Raw genomic sequence first — 17,676 nt, 5'->3', positions numbered from 1 at the left:
AAAGGTTCAACGATGGATGAAATCAGGGATGCGAGGCTCCGCCACCTGGGCGGAGCCGGATGCGATCAACTCAGGCAGCAGCCTGGGAAAGCGTTGCCTTCTGGGTCTCGAAAGCCCAGGAGAGCCACGGCATCAGCTTCTGCATGTCAGAAGTTTCGATGGTGGCACCTGCCCAGATGCGAAGGCCCGACGGCGCGTCGCGGTAGTGGCCGATGTCGTAGGCAACACCTTCCTTGTCGAGCAGGCTGACGATGCCCTTGGCGAAGTTCGCCTGGCCGTCGGCGTCGAGTGCCGCAACGTCCTTGTCCGTGATCTTCAGGCAGACCGAAGTATTCGAAGCCGTTTCTGCCTTCACCGCCAGGTTGGCGATCCAGTCATTGGCGGCGACGAAGTCGGCGATGACCTTGGCGTTGGCATCGGCGCGAGCCATCAGACCCTTGAGGCCGCCGACCTGCTTAGACCACAGCAGCGCATCGATATAGTCCTCGACGCAGAGCATCGACGGCGTGTTGATGGTTTCGCCGGTGAAGATGCCCTCGATTAGCTTGCCGCCCGAGGTCATGCGGAAGATTTTCGGCAGCGGCCAGGCCGGTGCGTAGGTCGTCAGACGCTCGACGGCGCGCGGCGACAGGATGATGACGCCATGAGCGCCCTCGCCGCCGAGAACCTTCTGCCAGGAAAAGGTGACGACATCGAGCTTGGCGAAATCGAGGTTCTGCGCGAAGGCGGCGGACGTCGCGTCGCAGATCGTCAGACCCTTGCGGTCGGCAGGAATGAAGTCGCCGTTCGGAACGCGAACGCCCGAGGTGGTGCCGTTCCAGGTGAAGACGACGTCACGGTCGAAATCGATGGTCGAGAGATCAGGCAGTTCGCCGTAACCGGCTTCGATCTTGCGGACGTCCTTCAGCTTCAGCTGCTTGACGACGTCGGTGACCCAACCGGCGCCAAAGCTTTCCCAGGCGACCATGTCGACGCCGCGCTCGCCGAGCAGCGACCAGAGCGCCATTTCGACGGCGCCGGTATCGGAAGCGGGCACGATACCGATGCGGTAATCCGCGGGCACTTCGAGAACTTCGCGAGTGAGATCAATGGCCTGCTTGAGCTTCGTCTTTCCGACTTTCGCGCGATGCGAGCGGCCGAGCGGCGCGTCGGAAAGGGCTTCGAGCGACCAACCGGGGCGCTTCGAGCAAGGGCCAGAAGAAAAATGGGTGTTCTGCGGACGTACGTCCGGCTTTGCGGTGGCATTGGCCATATCTATACCCTTCCAGGTAATTAGCCTCTCGTTGGGGAGAGGTGTCCCGCCGCCGTAAATACAGATGTGGCCTTTTGGCGTCAACGAACAAATGTCGCGACCGGAAGATTTTTTGACGCAGGTGCGACCCACTTGACGAATGACGATCGCCAGAAACGAGGAAAGCCGCCCTGACGGGCGGCTTTCCAATCTTTATGCAGTTTGCTTACTTGTAGACGATAGGCGCCGGAGGCGGCTCGTAGGGAGCCGTGGCGCAACCGCCGAAGAGGTAGCGGGCGCCGATGCGGGCTTCGTGGACGTTGAGCCCCTTGTCGCGGCCCGGACCACCGTTGCTGGCGTAGCCGAACATGTCGCCGCCATCGATATGCAGATAGCGATAGCCGATATCGGCCTTGACGTTGCAGGTGACGTCGATGGACGCGCCGGCCATCAGAGCGTAAGCGAAGCGCCAGCTGCCCTTGCCGCCATGCGAGACTTCACCGTCGCAGCCGCTGCCATCGTCGGCGCAGGAGAGGTTGTTGAGGTTCTTCCACTTCACGTAGCTGCCGCCGATACCGGCGCCGACGTAGGGCGTGAAGTAACCGTAGGTGCCGAGATCGACATAGGCGTTGGCGAGCAGCGTCCATGCGGTCAGCGAGGAGATATCGCGCGAGGTGCACGACAACGTGGGATCGAAGCCGCAATCGCCGCGCGTCGAGCCGCGGAAATCGGCCTTCGCGAGGTAATCGAGCGTCAGGTCGGTGCGAAGGTAGCTGTTGACCTGATAACCGACACCGCCACCGACGGTGAGGGCGTCGCGCAGGTCCGCGGTCGTGAAGTTCACTTCATCGGCGTTGCTACCCTGAAAATACTTGGCGCCGCGCAGATCGGTGAAGCCGTAGCCGACATCGCCGCGCAGGTACCAGCCGGTAGCCTCGGTCACGGTGACCTCTGGCGGCATTTCCGGAACCGGCTCCTGCGGCGCGAGATCCGCTGCATAAACGTTCGATGCGACAAGCAGTGCGGCAAAGATGCCGGACAGGCTTCTTTTCATGACCCTCTCCAAACTTCACGGGATCGGCCCGGCACAGTCGCCGCCAATCGGATAGCTTTGGACATGGATAATGAACCGGAAACGTTAAAACCTGCTTAACTACAAATGTTTACCACGTTCTGGCAGTTGTTCCTCGTGCACCACAGCAGCGCGCAAGCAAAAGCCGGCGCTTGTGACGCCGGCCTCTGGCTTGTTACTTGCAGTTTGCTCAGGCCGCCGAGCGGACGCTTGAAATCATGCCGATCAGATCGTTCACGATCCGCTCGATCTGGCTGCGGTCATCACCCTCCGCCATGACGCGGATCAGCGGCTCGGTGCCGGACGGGCGGATAACGAGACGACCGCTGTTGGCGAGCTCGGCTTCCGCTTCGGCGATCGCCTTCTGCACCTGGATATCCTCCAGCGGCTTGCCGCCGGAGATGCGCACGTTACGCAGCAGCTGTGGCACCGGCTCGAAGCGGCGGCAAATCTCGCTCACCGTCTTGCCGGTGCGCTTCACGGCAGCGAGGATCTGAAGCGCTGCGACAAGGCCGTCGCCCGTCGTGCCGTAATCGGACAGCACGATATGGCCGGACTGCTCGCCGCCGACATTGTAGTTGTTGTTGCGCATGTGTTCGACGACATAGCGGTCGCCGACGGCCGTGCGCACGAGATCGAGCCCCTTGTTCTGCAGGAAGCGTTCGAGGCCGAGGTTAGACATCACGGTGGCGACGATGCCGCCGCCGCGAAGCTGCTGGCTCTCGGCATAGCTTTCGGCGATGACAGCCATCAGCTGGTCGCCGTCCACCACGGCGCCGTTCTCGTCGACGATGATGACGCGGTCGGCGTCGCCATCGAGCGCAATGCCGATATCGGCGCGCACTTCGTCGACCTTCTTCTGCAGCGCGACAGGACTGGTGGAGCCGCAATTGAGGTTGATGTTGGTACCGTTGGGCTCGTTGCCGATCGTCACCACGTCCGCCCCGAGCTCCCAGAGAACGGCCGGAGCCACCTTGTAGGCAGCACCGTTGGCGCAATCGATGGCGATCCTCAGGCCCTGCAGCGTCACGTCGCGTGGCAGCGTACGCTTGGCGTGTTCGATATAGCGGTCGTGGACGCCGTCGACGCGCTTGGCGCGGCCGATGTCGTCGGACTTGGCAAGCTGCGTGGAAAGATCCCGGTCCAGGAGATCCTCGATCTGCGCTTCCAGATCGTCTGACAGCTTGTAGCCATCGGGGCCGAAAAGCTTGATGCCGTTGTCTTCATAAGGATTGTGCGAAGCCGAGATCATCACCCCGATATCGGCGCGTAGCGAGCGGGTCAGCATGGCGACGGCGGGTGTCGGGATCGGGCCGAGAACGAAGGCATCGACGCCGGCGGCGGTGAAACCGGCCACCATGGCGTTTTCAAGCATGTAACCGGACAGGCGCGTGTCCTTGCCGATGACGACCCGGTGACGGTGGCTTCCACGGCGGAAGATGGTTCCGACTGCGATACCGACCCGCATTGCGAGATCCGGTGTCATCGGGAATACGTTGGACTGACCGCGAATGCCATCCGTGCCGAAATAACGTCTTTTCATATGCACCCCTGTGCCTTGGGCGCGCCATCAGGCCGCGCAGTATCAAGTCTGCAAACCAACGCCGCCAAACGCGTTACTTCGCTACAAAAGCCCTCAATGAGGCCTGCTCATGTCAGCGGCATGCCATAAATCGGCGCCACCATCACTTAAATTACCGAGAAAACTGATTATATCCCGTTACCAACGAGAAAGGCCGGAACCCTTTGGTGGATTCCGGCCTTTTTGCTTACTCCTTAAGGAGATTAATGCGGCTGCGGCTCCAGGCCGCCCTCGGCTTCGTCGCCCTTGGAAGCCGGACGGGTGCCGGCCTTCGGCACGGCGGAGCCGCGCGTCGGGGTTGAATCGTCGCCGAGATCGCGCGAAGGCTTCTCACCACGAATCAGCGCCTTGATCTCGTCCCCGGTCAGCGTCTCGTATTCGAGCAGACCTTCCGCGATCGCCACGAAGGCATCGTGATGGTCGGTGAGGATGCGGCGCGCCTCCGTATAGGCTTCGTCGATCAGGCGGCGCACTTCGGTATCGATCTTTTGCGCGGTCGATTCCGAGACGTTCTTCGACTGCGAGACCGAGTGACCCAGGAACACTTCCTGCTGGTTCTCACCATAAGCGACCTGGCCGAGCACGTCGGAGAAGCCCCACTGCGTGACCATGGCACGGGCAAGCTTGGTGGCCTGCTCGATGTCGGAGGACGCACCCGAGGTGATGTTCTCCTTGCCGAAGGTCAGCTCTTCCGCGACGCGGCCACCCATCATGATTACGAGGCGCGAGACCATCCACTTGTAGCTCATCGAGTAGCGGTCGCCCTCGGGAAGCTGCATGACCATGCCGAGTGCACGGCCGCGCGGAATGATCGTTGCCTTGTGCAGCGGATCGGCCACCGGAACCTGCAGCGCCGTGATGGCGTGGCCGGCTTCGTGGTAGGCGGTCAGCTTCTTTTCAGCTTCGGTCATGGCGGACGAACGGCGTTCCGCGCCCATCATGATCTTGTCCTTGGCGTCTTCGAATTCCTGCATGGTGACGACGCGTTTGTTGCGACGCGCGGCCATGAGGGCTGCTTCGTTGACGAGGTTCATCAGATCGGCACCGGAGAAACCGGGCGTGCCGCGGGCCAGAACCTTGAGATCGACATTCGGCGCCAGCGGCACGTTGCGGGCGTGAACCTTGAGGATACGCTCGCGACCGACGATATCGGGGTTCGGAACGACGACCTGACGGTCGAAACGGCCCGGACGCAGCAGCGCCGGATCGAGAACGTCGGGACGGTTGGTGGCCGCGATCAGGATGATGCCTTCGTTCGCTTCGAAGCCGTCCATCTCGACCAGCAGCTGGTTCAGCGTCTGCTCGCGTTCGTCGTTACCGCCGCCGAGACCGGCGCCACGATGGCGGCCGACGGCGTCGATTTCGTCGATGAAGATGATGCAAGGCGCGTTCTTCTTGGCCTGCTCGAACATGTCGCGGACGCGGCTCGCGCCGACACCGACGAACATTTCAACGAAGTCGGAACCCGAGATCGTGAAGAACGGAACATTGGCTTCGCCTGCAACGGAGCGGGCGAGCAGCGTCTTGCCGGTGCCGGGAGGGCCGACCAGCAGCACGCCGCGCGGGATCTTGCCGCCGAGACGCTGGAACTTCTGCGGATCGCGGAGGAATTCGACGATCTCCTCGAGGTCCTGCTTGGCTTCGTCCACGCCGGCGACGTCGTCGAAGGTGACGCGGCCATGCGCTTCGGTCAAAAGCTTCGCCTTGGACTTGCCGAAGCCCATCGCGCCACGCGACCCACCCTGCATCTGCCGCATGAAGAACAGCCAGACGCCGAGGATGAGAAGCATCGGCAGCAGCGTGCCGAGATAGCTCAGGAAACCGGAAGAACCGTCGGTTTCGGGACGAGCCGAAACCAGGACGTTCTTGCTCTGCAGGCGATCGAGCAGGTTGTCGTCGACCACAGGCGTATAGGTTTGGAAGGTGGTGCCATTTTCAACATAGCTGCCGGAGACGCGGTTACCCGTGACGACGACTTCCTTGACGCGGCCCGCATCCACTTCACGCAGGAACTGCGAATAAGGGATATCGCGGGAGCTGGTCTGCGCCGGCGACGTCTGGAACATACTGAAGAGGGCAATCAGCAAAAGCGCTATGATTGCCCACAAGGCGAAATTACGTAAGTTAGGGTTCATCGAACTCCCCAGCACTGGAACGACCGCCTCATGGCGACCGTCTTTATTTGGCTTCTAACATAGGATTGCGTCCGGCGGTTGCCAAGGCAAACCCATCAGTTAGATGGTTTTTCCGTCAATAAGACCTAAAGGCGGTTTTGGATAGGGGCGTGTTCCAAAGGCTGCCGCGAGGCTGGCCGCGAACTTGACGTCCAATCGTGTCAAAAAACGGTCGAAGGGCGCGAAATAAGGCGCGATCTCAATCTGGTTTCCGCGATCGTCCGAAGCCTCGATCGAGACGATGCGCGGTTGCGCCGCAAGCGCCCGGGCGACAGCGCTTTTCAGCAGGCGTGTGTGGTCCGGCAGCACCTCAGCCGTGTCTCCACCTGCCCCCTGCGCGGACACGACGACTTCACTCCCGGTCCGGTTTTCAATGGCATATCGCCCGTCCCAGACGCCGCGCGCGCCGGCCGCAATCGTCAGCGGCAGCATGCCGCGGCTCTCGCGCGCCAGAAAAAGCCCGTCCCGCCTCAGATCGAACACCACCCGCCCCGCGGTCACGCGACCCGGCCTGCCCGCTGCAAGAAAATCGAGAACCCCGGCCATCGCCTTCGAACCAAGCGCAAAAGCCTGCCCCCCAAGCACCGCCGCCAGCCGCGCCAGCCCGTGGGCGAGCAGGGATCGGTCCGCCGTAAGCCCGGCAGTATCCACCTGCGCCAACATGCCGCCGTGTACGCGCACATGCGCGTCGAGCCATGCCGCGGCGTCTTCATCCAGTGCCTGCCGCGCCGCCGTCATTGCCTCGATCTCGTCGACCGAGACGCCCTCCCCCGCCAGAGACTGGCGCGTTCGCACCCGCTCGTATTTCGGATCCTCGTTGCTCGGATCGTCGGACCAGCCGACGCCACGCTGGTCAAGCATGACGCGAATATCCGCCCGCAGCGAAAGCAGCAGCGGCCGCGCGACCCAGATGCGCCGATCGAACAGCACCGCATCCGAGATGCCGGTGACATTGGCGGCCGAGCGCAACCCGCGCATCGCGAATGTCTCGCGCTGATCATCGAGCGTATGGGCGGTCACGATAATGTCAGCGCCGAACTCCCGGGCCGCCTCGGCCAGAAGCGCGTAGCGCGCGTCGCGGGCAGCCGCCATGATCCCGGCCTTGGGCTTTTCGCCGCGCCAGACCTTGGTGACATGTGCAAGGGAAAAGGTTGCACACAAAGCGGCGACCGCGCGCGCTTCATCCGCCGATTGAGGACGCAATGCGTGATCGATGGTTGCGGCGCAAAGAGAAATCTCGAGATGAGGTTCGGCCTTCAGCGCATCGGATAGCGCGACAAGCAGGCCGGTTGAATCGCTGCCGCCGGAGATCGCGACGAGAATGCGCGTGGGCTGGCCGAGCGAAAGGAGAAAGCGACGCGTCGCCGTCTCAAGAGAGAGAATGCCGTCCGGGCGCAAGACCGGAAGACCTTAGCAGGCCAGGCGCTTCTGCTCGCTGGCGACCTTGCTTATGACAGCACGCGAAGCCTTGGGATAGCGCTTCGTGACTTCCTTGAGCGTGGCACAGGCCGTATCCGTATTGTCGAGCGCGGCAAGCGACATGCCGAGCTTCAGAAGCATCTCAGGCGCCTTCTCCGAGCTGCCGTACTTCTGGTGCGCGTTCAGGAACGTCTTGGCGGCTTCGTTGTATTTTCCCTGCGAGTAATAGGCCTCGCCAAGCCAGAAGTTGGCATCGGCGGCGCGTGCGCTGCTCGGATACTGGGCGATATACTGCGTGAATTCCTGCTGCGCGGTCGAGTAGTCGCCGGAGAGCACATGGCCGTAGGCCGCCTTGTACTGGTCGGCCTCGCTGCCGAGGGAAGCCGTCTGCGACGAACTGCCGGCATCGACGCCGGGAAGCGGGGCGGAGCCGCGGCTGGCATTCTCGTTGACCGATCCACCGATCGGATTTCCGTTCTGGTCGAACTCCACCGAGCCGAGCTGCTGCGGCGGCTGGCCGAGGCCTTCGTTCGAAGGCACGTCGGGAGTGGGAGCCGTTTCGGCTCCCTGCGGTGCTTGGATCACACGGGCGACATCGTCTCCGCCCGACTGACCGGATGATGCCGGAGGCGTGGCCTCGCTCTTCTTCATCGGCTTCGACGCGCCGGCGCTGCCGCCGCCGCCGCCCTTTTCAAGCTCCTGGAAGCGGAATTCATTGTCTTCCTGGGCCTTGCGGATGGTTTCCTGCATCTGCAGAAGCTGGAAGCTCATCTCCTCGATACGGCCGTTCAGCTGGCGCAGCTGGTCCTCGAGCTGCTGGATGCGCACTTCCGCGCCGCCTGCCTGCACGTTGACGATGGGTGCCTGCTGCTGCGGCTGGCTTGTGGCCTTGTTGCCGAGATGCCAGCCGAATAGCGACGTCGCGTTCGCCGATTGGCCCGCCCCGGCCACCGTTGCGAGGCAGAGCATGCCCGCCACGACAAATTTCTTCATATGGTTCGTCCTGTCCCAGTGATTCTTCGCACCTCGATGGCACGAACAGGAGATTTTTCCAATTGCTTTCAAAAAGCAACGGAGTTCGGCCAAAGTGTGTTCAAAAAGAAAAGGCGGCCCGCGATGGAGCCGCCTTTCCAATTTGTAATAAAACCCGGCAAATTCGCTGCCGGATCGGCAATTACATGCCGGCGCCGCCGAGAACGGTAACGGCGCGGCGGTTCTGCGACCAGCAGGAGATGTCGTCGCAAACGGCGACCGGACGTTCCTTGCCGTAGGAGATCGTCTTCATGCGCTGGGCCGGAACGCCGCGCGAAGCGAGGTAGTCCTTGGCGGCAGCCGCACGGCGTGCGCCGAGAGCGAGGTTGTATTCGCGCGTGCCGCGTTCGTCGGCATGGCCTTCGACGGTGATTGCATACTTCGGATAACGGGCAAGCCACTGAGCCTGACGGTCGAGCGTCTGCTGGGCGTCCGCACGGATCGAGGTGCTGTCGGTGTCGAAGAAGATGCGGTCGCCAACGTTGACGGTGAAGTCCTGGGCCGAACCCGGCGTTGCGGCGCCGGCGCCGAGGCCTAAGTCACCGGCGCTGTTGGCCATGTTCTTCTTGTTGGCGCAGCCGGCGAGTGCCAGACCGGCGACGAGCGCGATCATGACCGGGTTGCGGGCGAAGTTCTGCATGCGGCTCATTGCCGGGGTATGAATTCGGCTCATGGCCGGTCTCCTTGCGACTTGATTAAGGTTGCCGGACTGTAACCGTTCTCGGTTAATCGGCTTTCAAGAACTATGGTTAACGAATGGTTGATTTGGCCCTCTGTCGCCCCATTCGTAGATTTTTGAGGCGACAAGAAGGCAGGCTTGTGGACTTCCCTACTCCAGAAGCGGCGACCAGGCCGGGTCCGAAGCGTATGCGGGGGTCTTGATCATCTGCTCGTTATAGCCGCTCAGATCGATCGAATAGAGCTGCGGGCCACCTGCACCCGCCGCCTGGCGGAAGAACATGATGACGCGACCGTTCGGTGCCCAGGTCGGGCCTTCATTGTGGAAGCCCGTGGTCAGGATGCGCTCGCCCGAACCATCCGGCTTCATCACGCCGATCGAGAACTTGCCGCCCGACTGTTTGGTGAAGGCGATGAGATCGCCACGCGGAGACCAGACCGGCGTGGAGTAGGAACCGTCGCCGAAGGAGATACGCGTCTGGCCGGAACCATCGGCGCTCATCTTGTAGAGCTGCTGGCGTCCGCCACGGTCGCTTTCGAACACGATCTGGCTGCCATCAGGCGAATAGGACGGCGAAGTGTCGATGGCGGCCGTGGACGTCAGGCGGGTCGTCGTGCGCGAACGCAGGTCCATCGTGTAGATGTTGGCGTTGCCTTCCTGCTGCAGGCTCATCACCACTTTCTGGCCGTCAGGCGAGAAGCGCGGCGAGAACGTCATGCCCGGGAAGTTGCCGACCACCTCGCGCTGTCCGGTCTCCAGCTGCAGCAGGTAGACGCGCGGCTGCTGGTTGGCGAAGGACATGTAGGTGACTTCCTGCCGGTTCGGCGAGAAGCGCGGCGTCAGCACGAGGTCGCTGCCGTTGGTCAGCATGCGCACATTGAAACCGTCCTGGTCCATGATCGCCAGCTGGCGCTTGCGCTGCTGCTTGGTGCCGGATTCAGACACGAAGACGACGCGCGTATCGAAGTAGCCTTCTTCACCGGTGATCTGCTTGTAGATCGCATCGGCGATGATGTGGGCGACGCGGCGCCAGTTTTCCGGCTGCGTGTAGAACTGCTGGCCGGTCATCTGGCTGCCGGCGAACGTGTCCCAAAGACGGAACTCGGCGCGCAGACGGCCGTCGGCCTCCTGCGTGACGCGACCGGTGACCAGCGCCTGCGCGTTGATGACCTTCCAGTCCTCGAAGCGCGGAGCGGCATCGGGGTTGGAGATCTTCTCGATGAAGGCGTTCTTGGCGATCGGCTTGAACAGGCCCGAGCGCTGGAGGTCGGCCGCGATCACCTGCGATACCTGCGCACCCATGTCTCCCTGAAGGAAATCGGTGACGGCGATCGGTAGGGGCTCGACATTGCCCTTGTTGATGTTGATTTCAACGAGCGCGTTCGCGGGCGTCGCGATCACGGCGGTTGCTATCATGCCGACCGCAACCATAAGGCTGCGGAAAAGAGAACACTTGGACATAGAGGACAAGCCTTTCAGCATTTTAAAGGGCTAGATCGCTGGGGTCGAAATTGACGATGACTTCGCCCCAAGCGTCGTATTTGTCTTTCGGAAGGGTCGTGAACGGCGCCGACTTCATCACCGCGCGCTTGGCGCCGCTGGTGAGTGCTATGCGCGTTGCCTCGTTCGTGCCGCCGATCGCTTCGACTTCGGGCGAGCCGATGATATTGCCATCGGGATCAAGCTTCATGTGCACCTTGATGCGGACTTCGCTGGCGCCTTCCATGCCCGGAATAACCGACCAGTTGCCGGCGATCGCACTGCGCAGCGCATCCATCTCGCTCATCGACAGCTTGGAACCGCCGGTTGCCTTCTTGGCGCCGAGCGAGGCCACTTCCTGCGAGCTCTTGGCGCCGCCGTTCGACGGATCCTGCTTGTTGAGCAGGGCCGCGATGTCGTCGGCGTTGAAATCGCTCTTCTGAGAGGACGAGGCCTTGGCCTTTTCCTGCTTCTTGTCGGATTTCTTCTTGTCCGAAGGCTTCTCGTCGTTCTGCGCTTTGTCTTCGGTCTTCTTCTCAGGCGGCTTTTCGGCCGGCTTCTGTTCCGGAGGCTTCGGCTGGGGCTTCACGACTGGAGTCGGCACCTTGTCCGGCAGCGCTTCGGCGTCCGGCTTCGGCGGTTCGGGCATGTCCTGCGGTTTTTCCTCGGCCTTGGGGGGCGTCGGAGTCGGCTGGATTTCCGGCTTCGGCGGCGTGATCGACGCCACCTGGCTGGGCTCGACCACCGTGTCCTCCTTCATGATCTCCTTCACCTCGTTGGGCACGGGATCATTCTCGGGAAGCGGCTTTTCGGATGCCTTGGGGGCCGCGGCCGACTCGTTGTTGTTGGGCTTGGCGTTCGGGATCGGCGGCGTCTTCAGGTCGACCTTGTTCTCGCCCATGTTCTCGGCATTGGCCACATTGGTCGGCTTGGTCGTCGGCTTGGGGGCCGGCTTTTCGCTCGGCTTGGCCGTCTTGTCGCCCTGTTGCATCTGCGTCATTTCTTCAACAGGGACGAGGTCGACCGGCATCGCTTCGAAATCTTCCACCTTGAACTGCTCCGGGGAGCCGATCGAAATCAGCGCCCAGGCGAGCAGTGCACAGTGCAGAGCAGCAGATGAGACGATACTGGCCTTCATAGGGTCTACTACGGGCCCTTCTTCTCTTGCGTGACGAGACCGATGTTCTTGAAGCCCGCACCCTGGATGCGCGCCATGACGTCGGCGATCACGCCGTAAGGCGAGGTCGCGTCGCCGCGAACGAAGATGCGTTCATTGTAGCCGGTGGTGGCGATCGCCTCGAGCTTGGCCGCGATTTCCTCGACCGGGATCGGCGTCTCCTGCAGGAACACTTCGCCGTCGTTCTTGACGGAGATCGTGATCGGCTGCGTTTCGGAATTCAGCGCCTTGGCCTGCGTTTCCGGCAGGTCGATCGGCACGCCGACGGTCATCATCGGTGCGGCGACCATGAAGATGATCAGAAGCACCAGCATGACGTCGACGAGCGGCGTCACGTTGATTTCGGAGATCGCACCGCCTCGATGGCCGCCGCGACGACGACGCCGGTTTCCACCGCCGCCTCCGCCACCGCTTGGAGCACCCATACCCATATCGTCTACTCCGTTTCCGTCGATTACTGCGCGGCCTGGCGCGGCTGCAGCTTCTCGTCAATTTGGCGCGAAAGGATGGCGGAGAATTCGTCCGCGAAGCCTTCCATGCGACCCGAGAGCTTGCCGGCGTCAGCGGAGAACTTGTTGTATGCGATAACCGCCGGGATAGCGGCGACAAGGCCGATCGCGGTGGCGAGCAGCGCTTCGGCGATACCGGGTGCCACGACCGCGAGGTTGGTGGACTTCGAACCGGCGATCGCCTGGAACGAGGTCATGATACCGACGACCGTGCCGAACAAACCGATGAACGGACCGGCGGAACCGATCGTCGCCAGCGAGCCGAGGCGGGCCGAGAGATATTCGGATTCACGGGCAAGCGTGACGTCCATGGCGCGATCGATACGCATCTGCAGGCCGATCGGCGAACGAGCGCCGCGCTCGAAGGACTTCTTCCACTCGCGCATGGCGGCGACGAAGATCGAGGCAAGGCCGGTGTTGTTGCGTTCCGACAGCGAGCGGTAGAGCTCTTCCAGCGACTGGCCCGACCAGAACACCTGCTCGAACTTGTCGAACTGGCGCCGCGCGCGGCCGAAGGCCAGATATTTGTCGATGACGATCGCCCAGGTCCAGACCGAGGCCGCGATAAGCCCGAGCATGACCAGTTTGACGACGAGACCCGCCTGCATGAAGAGCGACCAGAGACTGACGTCCGTGTGAGCCGCTGCCAATCCTACTTGTTCCATTGATCCAAAATCCCCGAATCCAAACGCCCGGCACTTGACCGGGCGGCACAAAGTGATCTCGCAAGAAGTGTCTGGCGGCCGCCGCCCAAAGCCCTGGTCAAGCTTCCAAGCTCTATCCGCCTTCCTTGCCGTCAAATTTGGTCAAAGGAAGGCGTGCACCGCACAAACTCTGACAATCCGAGTAAGACACTATTATCGTTAATAGTTGGTTAGCATCGGACGATGACGGCGCGTCAAGCCGGAATAATTATCCCTTGGATTACTTGGTCAGAGCTAACTTCGATGACCAAAACAGCGCTCATCTTGCGCGCGGCAATTCCTTCACACGAAAGTCATGTTTTTGCAAGGGGCGTTTTCACAAGGCAGCTATGTCCTCGGGCGACATGAATGGAACGCCCAATGGCGCGAAATGCCGTATGTTCAGCGTCACGACGGTCAGATCGTTCGTCGATGCCGTCGCGGCAATCAGGACGTCTGCCAGCCCGGGCCGTTGGCCCCGGCTTTCCGCGTCCTCCTCGATCGAGCCCGCGGCCATCGCGACTGCCGCATCGACGGGAAGTATCCGGCTGTCGAACTGCGCAACGAGCCCGGAAAGCCACTGCGTCAGTTTCCTCGCCTTTTCAGTGGAGCCCTTGCGCGCGAGCTTGCTGATGCCCCGTTGAATTTCGCCTGCCGTGATGGCCGAGATATAAAGCGCATCATTGGCGCTCTCCTGGCGTATCCATTCCTGCAATGGCAGGGAGACTGGTTGCTTGTCCGGCGCGAACATCGAAATGACATTGGTGTCGAGCAGGTAGCCGCTCAAAGGTCGATGTCTCGCATCGGAGATTCATTGCGCTCAAGATCCAGGCCACCCGGAAACGACATCAGATAGTCACCGAAATCGGATCTGGATTTGTTGAGTGCCTTCTTCGCTTCTTCCGCGGCCTCAAGCGAAACGATGGCCGCCACCGGCTTGCCGTGACGCGTAATCGTCACGAACTCGCCGCTCATCGCCTCATCGACCAGCGAGGAGAAGGTTGCCTTTGCATCGCGAAGTGTAACTGTCGTCATGAAAGCCTCGCTGTGACCACATGTGACTACATAGCAGTTCGCTTGCGAAAATTCAACGAACGCGCCTCACACCTCGATCATCATCTGCTTCGCCAGCCCCTCCGGCAGGCGCCGCGGCCGGCCGCTGGCATTGATGACGGCGATGATGACCTTGGCGGCGATCAAAAGCGTCTCGTCACGGCGGATCTCCTGCGTCAGCACCATCTTTGCGCCACCGGCCTTTTCGGTGCGGGTGGTCACGGTCAGGATATCGTCCATGCGCGCCGGCGACTTGAAATCGATCTCCATGCGGTGGACGACGAAGACCAGTCCCTCCTCGTCGGCACTGATCAGTTCCCGCTGCTCGACGCCGAGGCAGCGCAGGTAGTCGGTGCGTCCGCGCTCGAGGAAGTGAAGGTAGCGGGCGTGGTAGACGAGGCCGGAAAAATCGGTGTCCTCGTAGTAGACGCGCTGCAGCAGCCGGTGGCCGGCTTCCGTGAGCTCACCCGAAATCGAAAAAACGCTATCCGCCATCACAGTCTCCAAGGTCAAGCGCCCTCTTTGGCCGAAGACATTCCGCCTTGCAAGCATTGAACAATTGTCACGGTTCCTAAGTAATCCTCGGAGATACGCACGCGAGCAGGAGATGACGCCATGAAGATAGCAGTGATGGGCGGGGATGGATTTATCGGCTGGCCAACATCACTGCATCTCTCTGACGTCGGACACGAGATCCACATCCTCGACAACCTCTCAAGGCGCTGGATCGATACCGAACTCGGCGTGCAATCGCTGACACCAATGGATTCGATCCAGGAGCGCACCCGCATCTGGCACGCCGAGACCGGCCGCCGCATCCATTTCAATCTGATCGATCTCGCCAAGGACTACGAGCTCCTGAAGAAATGGCTCGCCGAGAACCGGCCCGACGCCATCATCCATTTCGCCGAGCAGCGCGCCGCGCCCTATTCGATGAAGAGCGACCGGCACAAGAACTACACCGTCAACAACAACATCAACGCCACGCACAACCTCTTGAATGCGCTCGTCGAGCTGCAGCTCGATGCGCACCTCATCCATCTCGGCACCATGGGCGTCTATGGCTATTCCACCGTCGGCGCCGCCATCCCCGAGGGCTACCTGCCCGTCGGCATCGAGACGACCTCAGGCGAAACAGTCAGCCAGGAAATCCTCTACCCGGCCAATCCCGGCTCGATCTACCATATGACGAAGTGCCTGGATCAGACGCTCTTCCATTTCTACGCCAAGAACGATGGTGTGAGAATCACCGACCTTCACCAGGGCATCGTCTGGGGCACCCATACCGAACAGACGCGACGGCACGAGCAACTGGTGAACCGTTTCGATTATGACGGCGACTACGGCACGGTCTTGAACCGTTTCCTCATCCAGGCAGCGATCGGCTACCCGCTGACCGTCCACGGCACCGGCGGCCAGACCCGCGCCTTCATCCACATCCAGGATTCCGTCCGCTGCATCGAGCTGGCGCTGAAAAACCCGCCGGCCCGCGGCGCCCGCGTCGAAATCTTCAACCAGATGACGGAAACCCATCGCGTCCGCGATCTGGCCGAAATGATCTCGAAGATATCAGGAGCCGAGATCGCCTGGTTGCCCAATCCCCGCAAGGAAGCGCCGGAAAACGAGCTGATCGTGAAGAACGAAAAGTTCCTGAAGCTCGGCCTCGATCCCATCACGCTGAAAACGGGACTGATGAGCGAGATCGTCGATGTCGCGAAGAAATTCGCCTATCGCGTCGACCGCAACCGCGTCCCGGCCGTCTCGGCTTGGACCCGGGACATCGCCCCCATGATCAACCACGATCCAGAGGGCAAGCGGCTGAAATCGGTTTCGTGAGGGACTTGTCGCGGCCATGCCCTCCCCTCACGCCTACGTCACGCTTGTCACCAATGCCGATTACGCGATGGGCGCCACGGCGCTTGTCCGCTCGCTGAGACTGACGAAGACGGCCGCCGACATCGTCGTTCTCCACACCGGCGGCGTCGAACTGCCCGCCCTGCAGCCGCTACTCGATCTCGACTGCCGCCTCGTAGCCGTCCATCACCTGCCGTTGTCGGATGCCTTCAACGAGCGCCATGCCCGCAGGAGGCTGCACGCGGCAGCCCCCTTCACCAAGGGACGCAAGCCGGAGTTCCACTCACCGCTCGACAATTTCTGCAAGCTGCGGCTCTGGGAACTGACAGAATACGAAAGCTGCGTCTTCCTCGATGCCGATACGGTCGTGCTGCGCAACATTGACCGGCTATTCGCCTATCCGGAGTTCTCGGCTGCGCCGAATGTCTACGAGACGCTTGCCGATTTCCATCGCATGAACTCCGGCGTTTTCGTCGCTAGGCCGTCGGCTGATACGTTCCGGCGCATGCTGGAGCGGCTCGACCAACCGGATGTGTTCTGGAAACGCACGGATCAGACTTTTCTGGAAAGCTTCTTCCCGGATTGGCACGGCCTGCCTGTCTATTTCAACATGCTGCAGTATGTATGGTTCACCATGCCCGATCTTTGGGACTGGAAGAGCATTTCCGTCCTGCACTACCAGTACGAAAAGCCGTGGGAGCCGAATCATCCCAAGGCCGCCAAATTGCGGCCTCTGATCGACCTGTGGCATGCATTCTATTCCGGCGATGACGTGCCGGATATCGCGGCGATGGCCAATCCGGAAGAGGCGGCATGAAGGTACTGGTATCGGGCGGGACGGGCCTCGTCGGCCGCTACATCGTCGAGGAACTGCTTGATGCCGGCTATTCCGTGATCATCGGCGGCAGGCATGCGCCGCTGCCACGCGCCTTTTCCCGCCCCGTCGATTTCGCGCCGCTGTCGCTCGATCCCGCGCGCGACCACATAGAAGCCTTCGACGACGCCTATTTCTTCGTTCACGCCGCCTTTCATCACCTGCCTGGCAAATATCGCGGCGGTGAAGGCGACGATCCAGAAACCTTCAGCCGCCTCAATCTCGACGGCACCATCAGGCTCTTCGAAGCTGCCAAGCGCGCCGGCACCCGCCGTGCGATCTTCATCTCCAGCCGCGCCGCCTACGGCGAGCATCCGCCCGGCACCGTGCTCAGCGAAACCATGCCGGAAAAGCCCGAGACGCTGTACGGCCAGGTAAAGCTCGACGCCGAGCGCGGCATCGCGCATCTGGCAGCGCCGGGATTTGCTACCGCGAGCCTGCGCCTCACAGGCGTCTACGGTGACCTCAGCCCCAACAAGTGGGACAGGTTGATCGACGACTACATGACCGGCCGGCCGCTACCGTCGCGCGCCGGAACAGAGGTACACGGCCGCGATGTCGGCCAGGCTGTGCGCCTGATGCTGGAAGCCGAGACCGCGCGCATATCGGGCGAGGTCTTCAACGTCTCCGACGTCGCGCTCGACACCTGGGACATTCTGGAGCCGGTGCGCTGGGAACGCGACTGCGCCAACCGATTGCCGCTCGCATCAGACAAATCGCAGCTGACGCCGATGGATACGGCAAAGATCCAGGCGCTTGGCTGGACACCTGGCGGCATGCCGCTGTTCCAGGAGACGATCCACGCGCTTGCCATTGCCGGCTTGGCCAAAAGGTCGGGGCAAGCCTGACGTTGCAAAA

17 protein-coding genes are annotated in these 17,676 nt (G+C 61.8%); 3 read left to right on the top strand and 14 right to left on the bottom strand.

Annotated features, from left to right (window positions below):
• Positions 1-70: 70 nt before the first annotated feature.
• From QTL95_RS08600 to ybgC, 14 genes are all read right to left on the bottom strand, one after another.
• Complete coding sequence (locus QTL95_RS08600) at positions 71-1,252, bottom strand: phosphoserine transaminase (RefSeq protein ID WP_289719550.1); 1,182 nt, start codon at positions 1,250-1,252, stop codon at positions 71-73.
• Between the two features lie 205 nt (positions 1,253-1,457).
• Complete coding sequence (locus tag QTL95_RS08595) at positions 1,458-2,285, bottom strand: outer membrane protein (RefSeq protein ID WP_289719549.1); 828 nt, start codon at positions 2,283-2,285, stop codon at positions 1,458-1,460.
• Between the two features lie 208 nt (positions 2,286-2,493).
• Positions 2,494-3,846 (bottom strand): phosphoglucosamine mutase, encoded by a 1,353-nt coding sequence (gene glmM / locus QTL95_RS08590; protein ID WP_289719548.1) that lies wholly within the window; start codon positions 3,844-3,846, stop codon positions 2,494-2,496.
• Between the two features lie 242 nt (positions 3,847-4,088).
• The gene (ftsH, locus tag QTL95_RS08585) at positions 4,089-6,020 is read right to left on the bottom strand and encodes an ATP-dependent zinc metalloprotease FtsH (RefSeq protein WP_037182578.1); all 1,932 of its coding nucleotides are present in this window, start codon (positions 6,018-6,020) and stop codon (positions 4,089-4,091) included.
• A gap of 99 nt (positions 6,021-6,119) precedes the next feature.
• Positions 6,120-7,457: a tRNA lysidine(34) synthetase TilS gene (gene tilS, locus QTL95_RS08580; protein ID WP_289719547.1), complete on the bottom strand. Its 1,338-nt coding sequence runs from the start codon at positions 7,455-7,457 to the stop codon at positions 6,120-6,122.
• Between the two features lie 12 nt (positions 7,458-7,469).
• Entirely contained in the window at positions 7,470-8,471 is a 1,002-nt protein-coding gene (gene ybgF / locus QTL95_RS08575) for a tol-pal system protein YbgF (RefSeq protein WP_289719546.1), read from the bottom strand.
• A 181-nt stretch (positions 8,472-8,652) separates the two neighbouring features.
• On the bottom strand, positions 8,653-9,183 hold the full coding sequence (pal, locus tag QTL95_RS08570) for a peptidoglycan-associated lipoprotein Pal (protein WP_037182582.1): 531 nt from the start codon (positions 9,181-9,183) through the stop codon (positions 8,653-8,655).
• Positions 9,184-9,339: 156 nt separating this feature from the next.
• The gene (gene tolB / locus QTL95_RS08565; protein ID WP_289719545.1) at positions 9,340-10,650 is read right to left on the bottom strand and encodes a Tol-Pal system beta propeller repeat protein TolB; all 1,311 of its coding nucleotides are present in this window, start codon (positions 10,648-10,650) and stop codon (positions 9,340-9,342) included.
• Positions 10,651-10,672: 22 nt separating this feature from the next.
• Positions 10,673-11,806 carry a hypothetical protein gene (locus tag QTL95_RS08560; protein WP_289719544.1) on the bottom strand — a complete coding sequence of 378 codons (1,134 nt, stop codon included), beginning with the start codon at positions 11,804-11,806 and terminating at the stop codon, positions 10,673-10,675.
• 8 nt (positions 11,807-11,814) lie between these two features.
• Positions 11,815-12,270 carry a protein TolR gene (gene tolR, locus QTL95_RS08555; RefSeq protein ID WP_037182590.1) on the bottom strand — a complete coding sequence of 152 codons (456 nt, stop codon included), beginning with the start codon at positions 12,268-12,270 and terminating at the stop codon, positions 11,815-11,817.
• A 29-nt stretch (positions 12,271-12,299) separates the two neighbouring features.
• Positions 12,300-13,019, bottom strand: coding sequence for a protein TolQ (gene tolQ, locus QTL95_RS08550; protein ID WP_289719543.1), 720 nt, complete (start codon positions 13,017-13,019; stop codon positions 12,300-12,302).
• A gap of 355 nt (positions 13,020-13,374) precedes the next feature.
• A complete protein-coding gene (locus tag QTL95_RS08545) occupies positions 13,375-13,824 on the bottom strand; it encodes a type II toxin-antitoxin system VapC family toxin (RefSeq protein WP_289719542.1) in 450 nt (149 codons plus the stop codon).
• Complete coding sequence (locus QTL95_RS08540) at positions 13,821-14,072, bottom strand: type II toxin-antitoxin system Phd/YefM family antitoxin (protein ID WP_289719541.1); 252 nt, start codon at positions 14,070-14,072, stop codon at positions 13,821-13,823. Before QTL95_RS08540 ends, QTL95_RS08545 begins: the two co-directional genes overlap by 4 nt.
• Positions 14,073-14,138: 66 nt before the next feature.
• Positions 14,139-14,585 (bottom strand): tol-pal system-associated acyl-CoA thioesterase, encoded by a 447-nt coding sequence (gene ybgC / locus QTL95_RS08535; protein ID WP_289719540.1) that lies wholly within the window; start codon positions 14,583-14,585, stop codon positions 14,139-14,141.
• A gap of 120 nt (positions 14,586-14,705) precedes the next feature.
• Between ybgC and QTL95_RS08530 the strand changes: the two genes are divergently transcribed.
• The 3 genes from QTL95_RS08530 to QTL95_RS08520 are packed head-to-tail and all read left to right on the top strand — an operon-like array spanning position 14,706 to position 17,666.
• On the top strand, positions 14,706-15,926 hold the full coding sequence (locus QTL95_RS08530) for an NAD-dependent epimerase/dehydratase family protein (protein ID WP_289719539.1): 1,221 nt from the start codon (positions 14,706-14,708) through the stop codon (positions 15,924-15,926).
• A 16-nt stretch (positions 15,927-15,942) separates the two neighbouring features.
• On the top strand, positions 15,943-16,761 hold the full coding sequence (locus QTL95_RS08525) for a glycosyltransferase (RefSeq protein ID WP_289719538.1): 819 nt from the start codon (positions 15,943-15,945) through the stop codon (positions 16,759-16,761).
• Positions 16,758-17,666, top strand: a complete 909-nt coding sequence (locus QTL95_RS08520; RefSeq protein WP_289719537.1) for an NAD-dependent epimerase/dehydratase family protein — start codon at positions 16,758-16,760, stop codon at positions 17,664-17,666. The genes QTL95_RS08525 and QTL95_RS08520 overlap by 4 nt, the downstream gene beginning before the upstream one ends.
• Positions 17,667-17,676: the final 10 nt, after the last annotated feature.

Origin of the sequence: Rhizobium sp. S152 (assembly GCF_030380735.1) — a bacterium.
In the GTDB taxonomy this organism is placed as follows: domain Bacteria; phylum Pseudomonadota; class Alphaproteobacteria; order Rhizobiales; family Rhizobiaceae; genus Rhizobium.
The sequence above is the reverse complement of the archived record's forward strand: the minus strand, read 5'-3'. Positions and strand labels throughout refer to the sequence as shown.